Below are 13,308 nucleotides of genomic sequence, written 5' to 3' on the forward strand. Positions count from 1 at the left end.
TGGTGAGAGGGGGTGTGTCCGATGACGATGCTCGCCACGGCTCCTGCTCGGACACGCCGTAGCACTTTCTTCCCAAATCTAAGACGGCCGCTATATCCGGCAATAAAGTCCGAGAGCGTGGACCCTGTGCGCAATCCCTACGCCCCCGGCGCCGGGCAGCGTCCGCCGGAGCTGGCCGGGCGTGACCGTGAGCTGCAGCAGTTCGAAGTGGTGCTGGAGCGGGTCGCCCGAGGCCGCCCCGAGCGCAGCATGGTCGTCACCGGCCTGCGCGGCGTCGGCAAGACCGTCCTGCTCAACACGTTCAAGTCCATGGCCATGCAGCGGCTGTGGGGCACGGGCAAGATCGAGGCCCGGCCCGACCAGTCGATCCGGCGTCCCGTGGCGGCCGCCCTGCACATGGCCATCCGCGAGCTGGCGCCGCGCCACCGCGCGCCCGAGCGCATCGAGGAGTTCCTCGGCGTGCTGAAGGCGTTCGCGATGCGCGACCCGTCCGCGGCCAAGGGCACCTCCCACTGGTCGCCCGGCATCGAGGTGCCCGCCAGCCGCGGGCGCGCCGACTCGGGCGACCTGGAGATCGACCTCACCGAGCTGTTCGTCGACGCCGCCGGCGTGGCGACCGACCTCGGCGTGGGCATCGCGCTGTTCATCGACGAGATGCAGGACGTGCAGTCCGCCGACGTCTCCGCGCTCTGCGCCGCCTGCCACGAGCTGTCCCAGTCGGGCGGGCCGCTGATCGTGGTGGGCGCGGGGCTGCCGCACCTGCCGAGCGTGCTGTCGGCCAGCAAGAGCTATTCCGAACGGCTCTTCCGCTACGCGCGCATCGACAAGCTCGACCGTGAGGCGGCCGACATGGCGCTGATCCTGCCCGCGCGGGAGGAGAAGGTCGAGTTCACCCAGGAGGCCCTCGACGCGCTCTACGAGGCCGCCGACGGCTATCCCTACTTCGTCCAGGCGTACGGCAAGGTCGCCTGGGACCTCGCGCTGCGCAGCCCGATCACCCTCGACGACGTCAAGGTCTCCGCGCCCGAGGCCGAGGAGGAGCTCGCCGTGGGCTTCTTCGGCAGCCGCTACGAGCGGGCCACCCCCGCCGAGCGCGACTACATGCACGCCATGGCCCAGATCGGCGACGAGCCGGTCGCCACCGCCGACGTGGCCGACGCCCTCGGGCGGAAGCCGTCCAGCCTTTCGCCCGCCCGCGACAGTCTGATCAAGAAAGGGCTCATCTACAGCGCCGAACGCGGTCTGATCGCGTTCACGGTGCCGCACTTCGGAAGGTTCCTGCGGGCTCAACCCATTTGAGCGCCGCCCCTAGACCTCTATTGGGCTGTCTAGTGGGGAAGCTAGACAGCCCAATAGAGCTGTATCGCCATGCCCGGATAGAGAAATCTAGGGCTCTCTAGCGCTACGCCGATACTGACGTATATTCCGGCAGAGAGTCGCTGTCGTCGCTGCTCACGACCGCCGCGCGCACCGCCGGACGCCGTCCGCTCAGGTAGACCGCGAAGACCACGTCGTCGTGGTCGCGGCCGGTGAAGACGAAGAAGCGCCAGCACAGCTCGCGCCAGCTGTCGTACGGTTCGGGCGAGGCCAGCGCCTCCTGGTACGTCCGCCACGGGCCGCTTGACCTGAGCCTGGAGAGCATCACCTGCTCGGCGGGGCCGGGGCGCTGCTCGCAGGGGGCGCGGTACCGTACCCGATCGATCAGCTCCTCGATCTCGGGGGAGAGCAGCGCGATCACCGTCACCCCCGCGGCCGTGAACCAGGTCGGGTGGGTCATCGCCGCCCAGCCCGACGCCGGCGCGGCCACCGACAACGCCGACATCCCGGTCAGCACGACCGTCCGGCCGATCGAGCGCATGCCGACCGGCGCCGAGCTGACCTCGCCGAAGCAGCCGCAGCCCGCGTCAGGACGCCGCCTGCGCAGCTCGATCAGCACGTACGTGGACAAAGCGAAGAAGCAGACCGTCCCCCACCTGAAGATCGGTGCGGTGGTGGCCAGCAGCCCGCCGGCGAGCACCAGCTCGCCCGCCGCGCAGACCAGCAGCGAGGGCGCCTGCATACGGCCCGGCATGAGCACGGCCGGGCCCAGCCTGGACAGGGCGCCCGGCTCCCCGCCCGCGCGGACCGTGACCACCTTCGCGCCGCTGCCCATGACCAGCAGCACGATCAGGATCGGCATCTGCGATTCCAGCACGCCCGTCACCCCAATCCGATCTGAGCGTTGAAGCAGCCTTTGATCAACTCGCCGCCCAGCTCGACGAACGAGGCGGGCGACAGCTCGGCGACGCGGCCGCGCGGCGAGGTCTCGCACTCGACACAGCGGTCGCAGAACCGCCCGGCCAGGCATCCGCAGGCGACCACCGGCAGGTTGGCCGTGCGGCCGGCGCACGTGTTCCTGATCTGCAGCAGCGAGCCGATGGCGAGGTAGGGCAGGCCGGCGCAGGAGAGCCCGGCGTCGGGGCAGCCGGTGTCCACGCGCTCCAGCATCGGGTACGCCGCGCCGCGCTCCTCCTCGTCGAACGCGTCGGACCAGGTGGCGGTGCCGGAGATGCGCGCCTGCGCCCCGGCGTAGGCCGGCGGCGGAGCCGGGACGCTGCCCGACCGGTGGGCGGGCTGCGAGGTCGCCGGCAGCAGCGCCAGGGCGGAGCCGTCGCGCCTGATCCCGATCGCGTCGAACAGGTAACCCGGCTCGAACTTCGGATGCCGCACCTGCAGCCGTCCGGTGGCCGGGTAGGGGATGACGATCGTGCGGGGGCCGCGATGGGGACCGCAGTCGAGCTCGACCGTCAGCTCCGTGCGCCCCTCGATCGAGACGATCGTGCCGGTGAGGCGGGTGGTGTCGGCCCAGATCCGCTCGACCACGCGGCCTTCGCGCAACGTGCGCATGAGCACCATGGAGCCCACCGGGAGGTCGGCGGGCGCGATCTCCGAGCCGTGCCAGGCCGTGGCCCAGGGGGCGATCACCAGCCGCTCCTCGGCGCCCTCTAGGGTCTCGATGGCGATGAGATGGGGGCTCACGTCAAGGATCTCGCCGGTGACGGCGCATAAAGGCGCGCCGTCGGCCGGGTCGGGGCCGGCGATGCCCGGGGCGCGGCCCAGCGCGGCGGCCGCGAGCAGTCTGCGGCGCTCGACGTTCGGATAGCCCATCCGCCCTCCCTCGTCAGGTACTAGGTTCACATGACTCCGGAGCGGCTCGTGCCGCGGCGAACAGATGGGAGCAAAATACGCATCCCCGGGGAAGGTAGTTGACACCCGCCTTCGAACAATCTGCCACCGACCTTGACTGACCTTTGTCTTCGTCGGGCCGAAACCTGAATTGTGGCTCAGTCACAAAAGGGCATCAGGCTGCGATTCTGGCCACGATGCAGACCACCGGGTGGGAAGAGGAGTTCCGCGAGTACGTCATGGCCCGCGGTCCTGCGCTGCTGCGCGCCGCCCGTCAGCTCACCGGACATCCGCTGGACGCGGAGGACCTGTTGCAGAGCGCCCTGGCCAAGACGTACCTGGCGTGGGGCAAGATCGAGGACCGCGGGGCGCTGGACGGGTACGTCCGCCGGGCGATGGTCAACATCAACATCTCGCAGTGGCGGCGGCGCAAGCTGGAGGAGTACCCGTCGGACGAACTGCCCGAGGTCGCCACGGCCGACCCGCCGGCCTGCGGGGAGGTGCACGAGCTGCTGGAACAGGCGCTGGAGGGGCTGCCCGAACGTATGCGGGCCGCGATCGTGCTGCGGTACTACGAGGACATGACCGAGCCGGAGATCGCCAGGACGCTCGGGATCAGCGTCGGCACGGTCAAGAGCACGGTGTCACGGGCGATGGGCAAGCTCAGGAGCGCCTTGGGGATCTCCTCGGAGGCGGGGGGCCCGGGGGTGCCGGAGGCGTCTTCGTAGGATCGCTCCAAGGGATCAGTTGAGCGACGGGGTGGTCTCCTCGGCGCCGGCGGTCGCGCAGGGGCGGACGACGTCTCTGATCTTGCGGAGCGTCTGCAGGAACGCGGCGAGCTCGTCCTGGCTCAGGAGGCCGGTGAAGGTGTCCTCGATGTCCTGAAGGTGTTGGGGGAGGACGCTCGCCAGCCGTTCGCGCCCCTCGTCGGTGAGCGCGGCGTAGGATGCCCTGCGGTCGGTGGCGCACGCCTGCCTGGTCACCAGGCCCTCGCGTTCGAGGCGGTCGACGACCCTGGTCACGCCGCTCGTGGACAGGCCCGTCTGGGCGGCCAGGTCGGTCATTCGCAGCGCCTGCCGCGGTGATCGTGCCAGGCGGATGACGGTCTCGAAGTCGATGCCCGACAGGCCCGCCGTGCTGAAGACGGGTTGCATCCGGGCTGTCAGGCCTGCGTGAACCTCGGCGAGCAGGCCCATCGCCGTCAGCCTGGGGTCATCGATGTGCTTCACGTCCATACCTTAACCGACGTTAGTTGACTTGCGGAATATTCCTCGTGTAGACATTTGTTGCCGCAGATATCCGCACAGCAACGTTCCCAAGGAGAACCCGATGAGCACCCGCACCTGGGAGTCCCTGACCATCCCCGCCGCCGGCACGTACAACCTCGACGTGGCCCACACCCGCATCGGGTTCGTGGTCAAGCACATGATGGTGAGCAAGGTCCGCGGCCGCTTCGGCGACTTCAGCGGCACCGTGACGATCGCGGAGAACCCGCTGGAGTCCACGGCCGAGCTGACGATCAAGACCGCCAGCATCGACACCGGCGTCGGCGACCGCGACGGTCACCTGCGCAGCGACGACTTCCTCGCCGTGGACAAGTTCCCCGAGATCACCTTCCGCAGCACCCGCGTGGTCGGCCACTCCGGCGACGAGTTCACCGTCGTCGGCGACCTGACCATCCGCGACGTCACCAAGGAGGTCGAGCTCACGGTCGAGTACGGCGGCGCCGGCACCAACCCCTGGGGCGCCTCGGTCTGGGGCTTCTCCATCAACACCGAGTTCGACCGCGAGGAGTTCGGCCTGACCTGGAACCAGACCCTGGAGGCCGGCGGTGTGCTCGTGGGCAAGAAGGTCAAGATCGAGATCGAGGGCGAGGCGAACCCCGCCTGAGCTGGGTTGTCCACAACCCGGAAGCCCGCCCTGCCATGGGGCGGGCTTCATCCACAGGTGGTTACCCACAGGCTGTTGATAACTCTTGGCGAAGGCGCGACGCGCAACCGCTTTGCCGCCTCGCCAGAAGGCCGGTACGCTGTGCTGAGCCGCGATGGCTTCCAGGAGGATTCGCCTAGTCAGGTCTATGGCGCCGCACTGCTAATGCGGTTTGGTGGCAACACCATCCGGGGTTCAAATCCCCGATCCTCCGCAGGTGAAAGGCCCTCTCCCCGAACTCGGGGGGAGGGCCTTTCGATCTTCTGGGGCGTCATAGTTGCAGTCCTAGTTGCAACGGCTATCCCCAGAGGACTGAGGCGAGCCGTTCCCCTGCATCGCGCATCAGTGGTGTGGATACGTGGGTGTAGCGCTCTGTGGTCGTCACGCGGGTGTGGCCAAGAACCTGTTGTACGACGCGAATGTTCACACCCTGCTCGATGAGGAGTGTCGCGGCGGTGTGGCGGGCGTCGTGGACCCGAACGTCGCGCACGCCGGCCTGCTTGAGGATGGCCTTCCACGCCTTCCAGTCCTCGGTGCGCTCGATCGGTGTGCCGTGCTTGGTCGTGAACACCAGGTCGTGATCCTCCCAGCGGTCTCCCGCCCGCTCCCGCTCGGCGTCTTGGACCTCGCGGTGTGCCTTGAGCTGAGCGAGGAGTTCAGGTGGGCACTGGAGAGTGAGCTTGCTCTTGCCCTTTCGTTGCCGGAAGACCAGGCCGCCGCCCGTCCGCTTGGGGCACTTGTCGGCGTGGCCGGTGCAGTCCTTGAGGCAGGGCCGCTTGTAACAGACGTGGCCTGCTTGGGTGCAGTCCGGCTTGCAGCTCGGCCGATGACCGTGGATCTTGCACTTCTTGTGGCACGGCCGACGGTGCCACTTCTCGCCGCAGGCGTGCGGGTCGTCGCAGCCGTGCCGCCACTCCTGGCGCTGCACCTGGAACCAGGCGCGGATCTCGCCCGTGTCCATGTCGAAGCCCAAGGGCCTCGCCCTGGCGGATGCCGAGCGGCAGAGCGACCGACCAGCGGGTGCCGTTCCTCTTGGTCCTGGCGACGTCGAGGATGCGGCGAGCCTCTTCGCGCGTCAGTGGCTCGATCTCGGTTTCCGCTGCTGTGGGCGCCTCCACGAGGGTGGCCACGTTCCGGGTGACCTTGTCCCTCTATCCCGCCTGGTATCGCTACATCACCCTCGCCATGCTCGCCCTGGCCTTCCTGGCCGTGACCCGTGCAGCCCTCGGCGCCACACCCACCCCACCGGCCGGCACCGGCCCGCTCATCGAGATGTCCGCGAACGAGATCCGCCGGCTCTTCGCCCTGCTGACCCGGCCACCCGCCAGCCGGTCCCACACCCTGCACTGGTCACGCTGGCGACGACGCCACCAAGCCCGCGCCCGACGAAGCCACTACCAGCGACAACAGCTCAAAGATCGATAAGTGCGGCTGGAGTACTAGGGGGCGGCAATTTCCGGTACGCCATATAGAAGGACGTAAAAGAGAGCTCCGAGGACTACGCCCAGCGAAATTGATGCCTTACGCTTATTGTCTCGAATCCTGAGTCGACTGAAAATAATGAGACATAGGGCGGCGGAATAGACAAGCTCTACGACTGGGACCGGAGACTTGATGCCTAGTGCGGCGACCGGCGCCGCGAACTCGTTCGCAGTGCCGCTCCCTGTTAGCAGCCTCAGTATGACAATTGTCACTACGAAAAAGGCGATTAGGTAGAGCCAGGGGGAACGATTCCAAAAGCGGGATCTATTCTCGCGCCGACTCTCGCCGTTCCCGTAAATCTTGACCATGAATATCAGCACAATCGCGGGTATCAGTGCTCCCACTGTGCTTCTGATTCCAGCGGCGACGCCGTGCCCATAGGCCGCAAAGACAAGGTATATCAAAATGACGAACAGCAAAATGGGGGCCGCTAGAGCAACGACGGGATAGAGGACGTTTCTTATGAATCGCTCTGCCCAATCTTCGTCTTCGTCATTCCTTGAATTCATGGCTTCGGGCTACCGTACTTTCGATGTCTTTAACTTGCTTCTGCAAATCTCCATGATCCATGGTTTTGGGAGTGTGGGACGGCTCGCGCTGTCACGGTTTGGCGATTGTTGACTAGACCTAGAAGCGTTGATGGTCCTTTCCGTGCATGACAACCACTCGTCGCAGTTCAACTGAACCGAAGTGGGAGAGTTATGTACGACCTGCGGCTCGTCGCCTACCAGCCAAACGCCAGCGCAGCTGGCCTCCTCCCCACCCCGCTCTCGTACGAGGTGGGCTGGCCGCTGAACGACACCTCATCGCTGACGCTCGCCTACAGCCAGCACGCGCTCGGCGCCGAGCGGCTGTAGACGCCCTGCGAGGTCGCTGTGGAGTACAGCGTCAACGGTGGGCCCGGGACCGAGCCGCTGAACTCGCGGTTCCTGCGCATCAGGCGCTCGGGCGACGCCTCCGATCAGTCCGGCGCCCACTCCTACACGCTGCCGGGCTACGCCTGGATGCTTGACAAGCTGATCTTGTACGCGGGCCCGGTGATGAACGAGGGCAAGCGACCCTTCTCCGCGATCAGCCCCAGCGCGATCCTGCGCACGTTCGTCGGCGAGGGCCAGGCCCGCAGCGCGCTGCCCGGCCTGGCCGTCGACTTCACCGCCTCGGCCGACTCGGCCGGCCAGCCATGGGACGCCACGCTGACGCTCGAGCTCGAACCCGGCACGAGACTGCTGGCCATCCTCATCAACCTGGCCGAGCAGGGCATCGTCGACTGGGCGATGCAGGGCCGCACCCTGCGCGTCTGGAACGAGGGCACCGCCCTGGCCGAGGACCTCGCGTCCGGGCCCGCGCCCGTCGACCTACGGCTCGGCCGCGACGTCGTCGAGGCGCCCGACGAGGGCACTCTCGAGGAGCTGGCCAGCGCCATCCTCATCGAGGGCGAAGACGGGTTCTCGCTCGAGGTCACCAACCCCTCCGCGCTCACCCCGTGGGGCCGCTGGGAGGCCCACCAGCAGCAGGGCGGCGTCTCCGACTCCGGGACCGCGCAGCTGCTCGGCCAGGCCGCGCTTGAGCGCACCAGCCGCGAGCGCGTGCAGATCACCCGCGGCATCACCCTGTATGAGGCGCGCTGGCTGCCGTGGGCCGACTACGCGCCCGGATCACACGTGCTCGCCCCCGGCGACGGCGCCGTCATGCAGTCGCTCCGCGTCCGGCAGATCACCCTCGCCAAGGACCAGAGCGGCGAGCTGGCCGGCAACGTGGTCCTGAACGACAGGTTCCTCGAGGCCGACCTGAAGTTGGCCCGCCGCATGGCCGGCATCCTCGGCGGCGGCGTTGCCACGGGCGGATCCGGCGGCGAGCCGGCGCCTGAGACCGGCGGCCGCGTGCCGGCCGCACCGGCCGGGCTCATCGTCAGCCCGCTGGCTTACGTCGACGAGCACGGGTTCGCCCGCGGTCAGATCACCGCCACCTGGTCACCGGTGAGCCAGGACGTCAACGGCGTCAGCCTGGACATCGACGGCTACGAGCTGTTCGCCCGGGTCAACTCCGTGGGCGAGGTGTGGCGGATGATCGCCCGCACGCAGGCCAGCGACACCACCGCGACCTACAGCCCGCTGTCGGTGGGCGTCACTTACGCCTTCAAGGTCCGCGCCACCGCCCAGGGCGTGCCGGGCGAGTTCTCCGCCCAGTTCGTCTCGCTGATCCCCGAAAACGTCACCCCGCCGCCCGTGCCCACCGACCCGGCGCTGTCGACGCGGCTGGGCGTGATCGAGGTGGCCTGGGACGGGCTGGGCGCCGGCGCCGTGCCGATGCCGTCCGACTTCGACCGCGTCAAGGTGTGGATGGCCACCGCGGCCGCCGGCCCGTGGACGCTCGTCGACCACCTGCGCGCGGCCGGGGCGGCGCTCATCGCCGACCAGCCGTACAACGCCACCAGGTGGTTCCGCTTCACCTCCGTCGACCGGCGCGGCGACGAGTCGGCGCCGTCCGGCACGGCCAGCATCGCCACCCAGCCGCTGGTGAACACCGACATCATCGGCGAGATCATCAACGGCGCGAACATCGTCGACGGGTCCATCACCGCCTCGGACAAGGTCGTCGCCAACACCATCACCGGCGGGCTGATCCAGGCGAACGCGATCGCCACCGGCCACCTGCAGGCCAACGCCGTCGAGGCCGACAAGATCGCGGCCGGGGCGGTCACCGCGGTGAAGCTGTCGGCCGACGCCATCGACGGCAAGACGATCACAGGCGTCTTCATCAGGACGGCGGCGACCGGCCGTCGACTGGAGTTCGCGCCGCCCGGCGCCACCTATCCGGAGATGCGGTTCATCCCCGCCGCGGCCGGCAGCAACTACACCCGCCTGCGCACCAGGGACGACCAGTTCCCGTCCGAGGCGACGTTCGAGATCACCAGCGGCACCAACAGCGGCGCGACCGCCGCCAGCCAGACCACGATCGCCGCCGGCTTCATGCAGATGCAGGTGAGAGACGCCGGCCTGGCCAACCCCAACGGCGGCCTCATGGAGCTGGCCGAGAGCTACGCCAGGTACGGCTACTTCAAGGACGCCTCGACCGAACAGTACTTCTGGTTCGACAACAGCGGCCGCACCCGGCACGTGGGCAAATGGTGGGATTTCACGGTGCTGGGCAGCACCGCCGGCATCCTGGCCGGATCGCTGGTCTTCCCCTCCACCGGGGCCGCCCCGAACACCCGCGTGGTGTCATACGGGGCGACCATGAGCGGCAACATGGGGCCCGTCTGCGTGATCCGCCGCGGCCTGTCGAGCCCGTCCACGCACAACCCATCCGGATCCTGGTACGTCACCGAGAGCCTGCAGACCAGCTTCCGGATCAACACGTCGTTCGTCGACGGCTACGCCGCCTACTGGTGGTCTCACCGGCACTGAAGGAGCACCATGCCCGACATCATGCAGCTCTGGGACGCCGAGCTCGCCTACACCCACACCGACCTGCACCCGGGCGGCGTCACGGCCGGACCGCCGGCAGCCGACGGCGCCGAGCCGCTGTGGTGCGTCTACCAGGTGCAGCCGACCACCAACCTGCACGCCCAGCACGCCTTCCCGCACAGCGCGTTCGAGTGGCGCGCGGCCGAGTACGGGTTCGACCCCGACGACGTCGACGGCCTGCTGGAGGTCATCCTGTACGAGCCGTACATCCCCGACCTGGCCGACCCGTTCGCCCGCCAGGACCTTGTGGCCGCCAAAATCCTGGAGGCGATCCGCGACTTGCCGGGCTGCTGGACGCCGGGCGTTCCCGAGGCCGAACGCCGCGCCGCCCACCTCGAGCGGATCGCCGCTGTGAAGGCGCACCGCGTCCAACTGCAGGATGCCCCCCGCAAGGACCGCGCCGGCGCGCTGGCGTTCGTCGGCTCCCGCCGCACCCCTCCCGCCGACCCGCTCGCCCCCATCAAGACCCAGACACGGCTCGACCCGGTCCGGGTGCGCGGCCGCCGCATGGCCGTCGACTGGGTACGCGCCAACGCCGACAAGCTGGCGGCCCCCACGTTCGACACCAAGCCGCCCTCGACCTTCCTGGGCGCGGCCGGCTGACCGACATCTTCTGACGAGAGGCGGGCCCCATGATGCTGTCGCGTCGCGAGCGGCTCAGGCACAACCCCTTCGGCACCGTCGCCGCGGCCGCCGCCGTGGTGCTCGGCTCGCTGGGTCTGGCCATCGGCGATGACGTCTCGCAGGGCATGACCAACAGCCTGCGCCACGCCGCCGGCCCGATCGCCCATCTGTGGGGCGCCATGTTCGCCGCCGGCGGCCTGCTCAAGCTCTACGGCCTGTTCTGGCACCGCAGCACCGTGGAGATACCGGGCCTGTGGATGATGTGCGGCGGCTACGCCTTCTACTCCATCACGGTCGTGGTGGGCCTCGGCATGCACGGCCTGGCCGCCGGCATCATCTCCGCGGCGCTGAGCTTGGGCTGCCTGCTCAAGGTGCGGCTCATCATCGGTGCGGCCCACGCCGCGGCGATGACCCTCGACCGCGAGGACGGCGCGTGACGTGGGGCGAGGTCGCGGTCGCCCAGGTCGCCGCCGGCGGCACGATCGTCCAGGGAGTCGTCGCCCTGATCCGGCGCCGCTCCGAGCTGCGTCAGCTGGACCGCAGCAGCGACAGCGTGGCCGTGGAGACCGCCGACCACGTGGTCAACCTGCTGCGTACCGAGCTGGACGCCACCAAGGCCGAGAACGCCGCGCTCAAGACGGATCTTGCCGATCAGCACCAGTCCGGCGCCCGCTCCTACACGCTCCCCGGCTACGCCTGGATGCTCGACAAGCTGGTCGTATACGTGGCCCGATGATGAACGAGGGTAGGCGGCCCTTCTCCGCGATCAGCCCCGGCGCGATCCTGCGCACGTTCGTCGGCGAGGGCCAGGCCCGCGGCGCGCTGCCGGGCCTGTCTGTCGACTTCACCGCCTCGGCCGGCTCAGCGGGCCAGCCGTGGGACGCCACGCTGACGCTGGAGCTCGAGCCCGGCACGAGGCTGCTCGCCGAGCGGGACGCCGTCAAGGCCGAGAACGCGGCACTGTAGACGGACCTTGCCGATCAGCAGCGGCAGATCCGTGCACCCGCCGAGCAGGTTTCGATGCTGCGCGCCGAGCTCGCCATCGTCAAGGCGGAGATCTTCCGCCTGCAGTCCCCGTAAGGAGGAGTTCGTGCGCCTGATCAGCCGCGCCAAGTGGGGTGCCCGCCCCCCGCGCGGTTCCAACACCCGCCTGAACTCCACACGCGGGGTGAAAGTGCACTACACCGCCGCCTATCGCGCAGGGCGAGGCCGTCGCAGATCAGGCCGATTTGCAAGCTGAGGGTAACTGGAGTTCGGCGGCTTCGGGCCAGGACCCAGCGCCAAAGACGGCTGGGCCAACAAGAAGAGTGCCTACCTTAGTAACGCGTGATGTGACTACCGTCAGTTGAATAACTGTAGCGGCCTGGCCACTAGGTGAAGAGGCAGACGCCGCTCATGGTCGAGTCATGGCTGGTCTGTGTGGTTCGGTGGAAACACGGACAGGAGAGCCGTGTCGGCGGCGAAGGCGTGTACCTTGCGATGATCACCGAGGTCGCGCCACTGGGCTTCGGGCCGGAAGAACGCCTCAGCGGTCAGAAGCAGGTATGTCGTTCAACGCTGTGGACGAAGCGGCCCGCCGGATTGCTGCGAACGTAACGACGGAAGGTTGGCAAGCTACGCTCGCCAAGGAAGGTTCTGATCTTCTCGGCAGGAGTCTTTGGGTAGAGGTTCAGGCGTCAACGCGCCGAGGTTGTGATCCCCTTGCGGCGGCTGCGCGGAGGCTTCTGGAGGCGAAGGAGCAGGCTCACGAACTGGTTGCCAACGCACTGGTGGGCAAGCCCGCCGCTGACCGGGCAGGGGCCTGCCTGGTGGAAATCCTCCGAAACTACGCGAAGAAAATCCCGATCCCAGGCGAAGAAGTTCTGGCGATGTCAGCTCAGGCGCTACGAATCATGGGAATCTACTTCTGCACGGTCGCCGGCATCCTCAATCAGTGTAAGTGCCTTGACGATCTGGCCGAAAGCGTCGCGAAGGCAAAGCTCGAAGAGGTGTTGAAAGTAGGACTGGGTGGGTGGGCCGACAAGGTGCCGACTGGTCGGACGTAGATCATCGGCAGCACGATCGACGCCGAAGCGGGTTGCAGGTCACTCGCGCTCCAACCCGTTCCAGGACGACTTCCCAACCACGTTGGTCCACATGTGACGGAAAGACACGATCTTGCCTCTAACTGCTAATGCGGTTTGGTGGCAACTACCATCCGGGGTTCAAATCCCCGACCCTCCGCAGGTGAAAGGCCCTCTCCCCGAACTCGGGGGGAGGGCCTTCGATCTTTCCTGGCGCCGTAGCTGCAATGGCTACGGATCTCCGTAGAACGGGGAGGCCAGGGTGCCCGCCTGTGTTGCCCTCCATGCTGCCAGGGACTGGCGAGCCCAGCTCGGCCATGGCCCGGCGGAAGAGATCACGCGCTTCCCGGATCTCAAAGGAGAACAAGGCCGCCGGCTCGCGCAGCGCAGGCGAGCCTGCTCCGCCTGCTAGCGCTTCGGCCGCGAGCATCGGCAGCTTGTCGGAGAGAATGTCTCCCAGAACGAGCCCGACTGCAGGCTCTTCTAGAGCCTGTACGGAGTTGAGATCAGAGGGATTGCCTGCGGTACGGCCGGTGGCCCTGGTAGGCCATCGAACATGGCGCGTGGAGACCTCACCG

The 13,308-nt window shown here is 68.0% G+C and carries 16 protein-coding genes and 1 tRNA gene; 12 read left to right on the forward strand and 5 right to left on the reverse strand.

The genetic code is table 11. The features are described from left to right. Positions 1–117: 117 nt before the first annotated feature. Positions 118–1,299, forward strand: a complete 1,182-nt coding sequence (locus ABZ444_RS47215; RefSeq protein WP_357983190.1) for an ATP-binding protein — start codon at positions 118–120, stop codon at positions 1,297–1,299. A 103-nt stretch (positions 1,300–1,402) separates the two neighbouring features. On the opposite strand, the gene ABZ444_RS47220 is transcribed toward ABZ444_RS47215, so the two are convergent. Both ABZ444_RS47220 and ABZ444_RS47225 read right to left on the reverse strand, forming a co-directional pair. Further along, the gene (locus ABZ444_RS47220) at positions 1,403–2,194 is read right to left on the reverse strand and encodes a MauE/DoxX family redox-associated membrane protein (protein WP_358010873.1); all 792 of its coding nucleotides are present in this window, start codon (positions 2,192–2,194) and stop codon (positions 1,403–1,405) included. A 5-nt stretch (positions 2,195–2,199) separates the two neighbouring features. Further along, positions 2,200–3,147, reverse strand: a complete 948-nt coding sequence (locus tag ABZ444_RS47225; RefSeq protein ID WP_358010875.1) for a hypothetical protein — start codon at positions 3,145–3,147, stop codon at positions 2,200–2,202. A 215-nt stretch (positions 3,148–3,362) separates the two neighbouring features. Here ABZ444_RS47225 and ABZ444_RS47230 point away from each other — a divergent pair, with 215 nt between their 5' ends. Continuing rightward, a complete protein-coding gene (locus ABZ444_RS47230) occupies positions 3,363–3,893 on the forward strand; it encodes a SigE family RNA polymerase sigma factor (RefSeq protein ID WP_358010877.1) in 531 nt (176 codons plus the stop codon). Between the two features lie 15 nt (positions 3,894–3,908). On the opposite strand, the gene ABZ444_RS47235 is transcribed toward ABZ444_RS47230, so the two are convergent. Next, positions 3,909–4,400, reverse strand: coding sequence for a MarR family transcriptional regulator (locus ABZ444_RS47235; RefSeq protein WP_358010880.1), 492 nt, complete (start codon positions 4,398–4,400; stop codon positions 3,909–3,911). A 94-nt stretch (positions 4,401–4,494) separates the two neighbouring features. On the opposite strand from ABZ444_RS47235, the gene ABZ444_RS47240 reads away from it, so the two are divergent. Beyond that, positions 4,495–5,055, forward strand: coding sequence for a YceI family protein (locus ABZ444_RS47240; protein ID WP_358010882.1), 561 nt, complete (start codon positions 4,495–4,497; stop codon positions 5,053–5,055). Between the two features lie 164 nt (positions 5,056–5,219). Beyond that, positions 5,220–5,308: transfer RNA gene (locus tag ABZ444_RS47245), tRNA-Ser, on the forward strand. Between the two features lie 84 nt (positions 5,309–5,392). Here ABZ444_RS47245 and ABZ444_RS47250 read toward each other — a convergent pair. Beyond that, positions 5,393–6,067, reverse strand: a complete 675-nt coding sequence (locus ABZ444_RS47250; RefSeq protein WP_358010884.1) for a site-specific integrase — start codon at positions 6,065–6,067, stop codon at positions 5,393–5,395. Between the two features lie 164 nt (positions 6,068–6,231). Here ABZ444_RS47250 and ABZ444_RS47255 point away from each other — a divergent pair, with 164 nt between their 5' ends. Further along, complete coding sequence (locus ABZ444_RS47255) at positions 6,232–6,519, forward strand: hypothetical protein (RefSeq protein WP_358010887.1); 288 nt, start codon at positions 6,232–6,234, stop codon at positions 6,517–6,519. A 14-nt stretch (positions 6,520–6,533) separates the two neighbouring features. Here ABZ444_RS47255 and ABZ444_RS47260 read toward each other — a convergent pair whose 3' ends face one another. Continuing rightward, positions 6,534–7,085, reverse strand: a complete 552-nt coding sequence (locus tag ABZ444_RS47260) for a hypothetical protein (RefSeq protein WP_358010889.1) — start codon at positions 7,083–7,085, stop codon at positions 6,534–6,536. Between the two features lie 192 nt (positions 7,086–7,277). On the opposite strand from ABZ444_RS47260, the gene ABZ444_RS47265 reads away from it, so the two are divergent. From ABZ444_RS47265 to ABZ444_RS47295, 7 genes are all read left to right on the forward strand, one after another. Further along, entirely contained in the window at positions 7,278–7,433 is a 156-nt protein-coding gene (locus ABZ444_RS47265) for a hypothetical protein (RefSeq protein WP_358010892.1), read from the forward strand. A gap of 18 nt (positions 7,434–7,451) precedes the next feature. Further along, positions 7,452–9,983 (forward strand): fibronectin type III domain-containing protein, encoded by a 2,532-nt coding sequence (locus tag ABZ444_RS47270; RefSeq protein ID WP_358010894.1) that lies wholly within the window; start codon positions 7,452–7,454, stop codon positions 9,981–9,983. A gap of 9 nt (positions 9,984–9,992) precedes the next feature. Further along, positions 9,993–10,646, forward strand: coding sequence for a hypothetical protein (locus tag ABZ444_RS47275; RefSeq protein ID WP_358010896.1), 654 nt, complete (start codon positions 9,993–9,995; stop codon positions 10,644–10,646). A 29-nt stretch (positions 10,647–10,675) separates the two neighbouring features. Next, complete coding sequence (locus tag ABZ444_RS47280) at positions 10,676–11,104, forward strand: hypothetical protein (RefSeq protein WP_358010899.1); 429 nt, start codon at positions 10,676–10,678, stop codon at positions 11,102–11,104. Then, positions 11,101–11,403, forward strand: coding sequence for a hypothetical protein (locus ABZ444_RS47285; RefSeq protein WP_358010902.1), 303 nt, complete (start codon positions 11,101–11,103; stop codon positions 11,401–11,403). Before ABZ444_RS47280 ends, ABZ444_RS47285 begins: the two co-directional genes overlap by 4 nt. Then, positions 11,400–11,633 carry a hypothetical protein gene (locus ABZ444_RS47290; RefSeq protein ID WP_358010904.1) on the forward strand — a complete coding sequence of 78 codons (234 nt, stop codon included), beginning with the start codon at positions 11,400–11,402 and terminating at the stop codon, positions 11,631–11,633. Before ABZ444_RS47285 ends, ABZ444_RS47290 begins: the two co-directional genes overlap by 4 nt. Before the next feature lie 578 nt (positions 11,634–12,211). After that, a complete protein-coding gene (locus tag ABZ444_RS47295) occupies positions 12,212–12,712 on the forward strand; it encodes a hypothetical protein (protein WP_358010906.1) in 501 nt (166 codons plus the stop codon). Positions 12,713–13,308: the final 596 nt, after the last annotated feature.

It is taken from the genome of Nonomuraea sp. NPDC005730 (assembly GCF_040630865.1).
GTDB lineage: Bacteria > Actinomycetota > Actinomycetes > Streptosporangiales > Streptosporangiaceae > Nonomuraea.

Bases quoted from the DNA above. Each gene is read 5' to 3' on its own strand.
- ABZ444_RS47260 (WP_358010889.1), bottom strand. From the start codon at position 7,085: ATGAATTCAAGGAATGACGAAGACGAAGATTGGGCAGAGCGATTCATA.
- ABZ444_RS47280 (WP_358010899.1), top strand. From the start codon at position 10,676: ATGATGCTGTCGCGTCGCGAGCGGCTCAGGCACAACCCCTTCGGCACC.
- ABZ444_RS47225 (WP_358010875.1), bottom strand. From the start codon at position 3,147: ATGGGCTATCCGAACGTCGAGCGCCGCAGACTGCTCGCGGCCGCCGCG.
- ABZ444_RS47265 (WP_358010892.1), top strand. From the start codon at position 7,278: ATGTACGACCTGCGGCTCGTCGCCTACCAGCCAAACGCCAGCGCAGCT.
- ABZ444_RS47235 (WP_358010880.1), bottom strand. From the start codon at position 4,400: ATGGACGTGAAGCACATCGATGACCCCAGGCTGACGGCGATGGGCCTG.
- ABZ444_RS47275 (WP_358010896.1), top strand. From the start codon at position 9,993: ATGCCCGACATCATGCAGCTCTGGGACGCCGAGCTCGCCTACACCCAC.
- ABZ444_RS47295 (WP_358010906.1), top strand. From the start codon at position 12,212: ATGTCGTTCAACGCTGTGGACGAAGCGGCCCGCCGGATTGCTGCGAAC.
- ABZ444_RS47240 (WP_358010882.1), top strand. From the start codon at position 4,495: ATGAGCACCCGCACCTGGGAGTCCCTGACCATCCCCGCCGCCGGCACG.
- ABZ444_RS47230 (WP_358010877.1), top strand. From the start codon at position 3,363: ATGCAGACCACCGGGTGGGAAGAGGAGTTCCGCGAGTACGTCATGGCC.
- ABZ444_RS47290 (WP_358010904.1), top strand. From the start codon at position 11,400: ATGATGAACGAGGGTAGGCGGCCCTTCTCCGCGATCAGCCCCGGCGCG.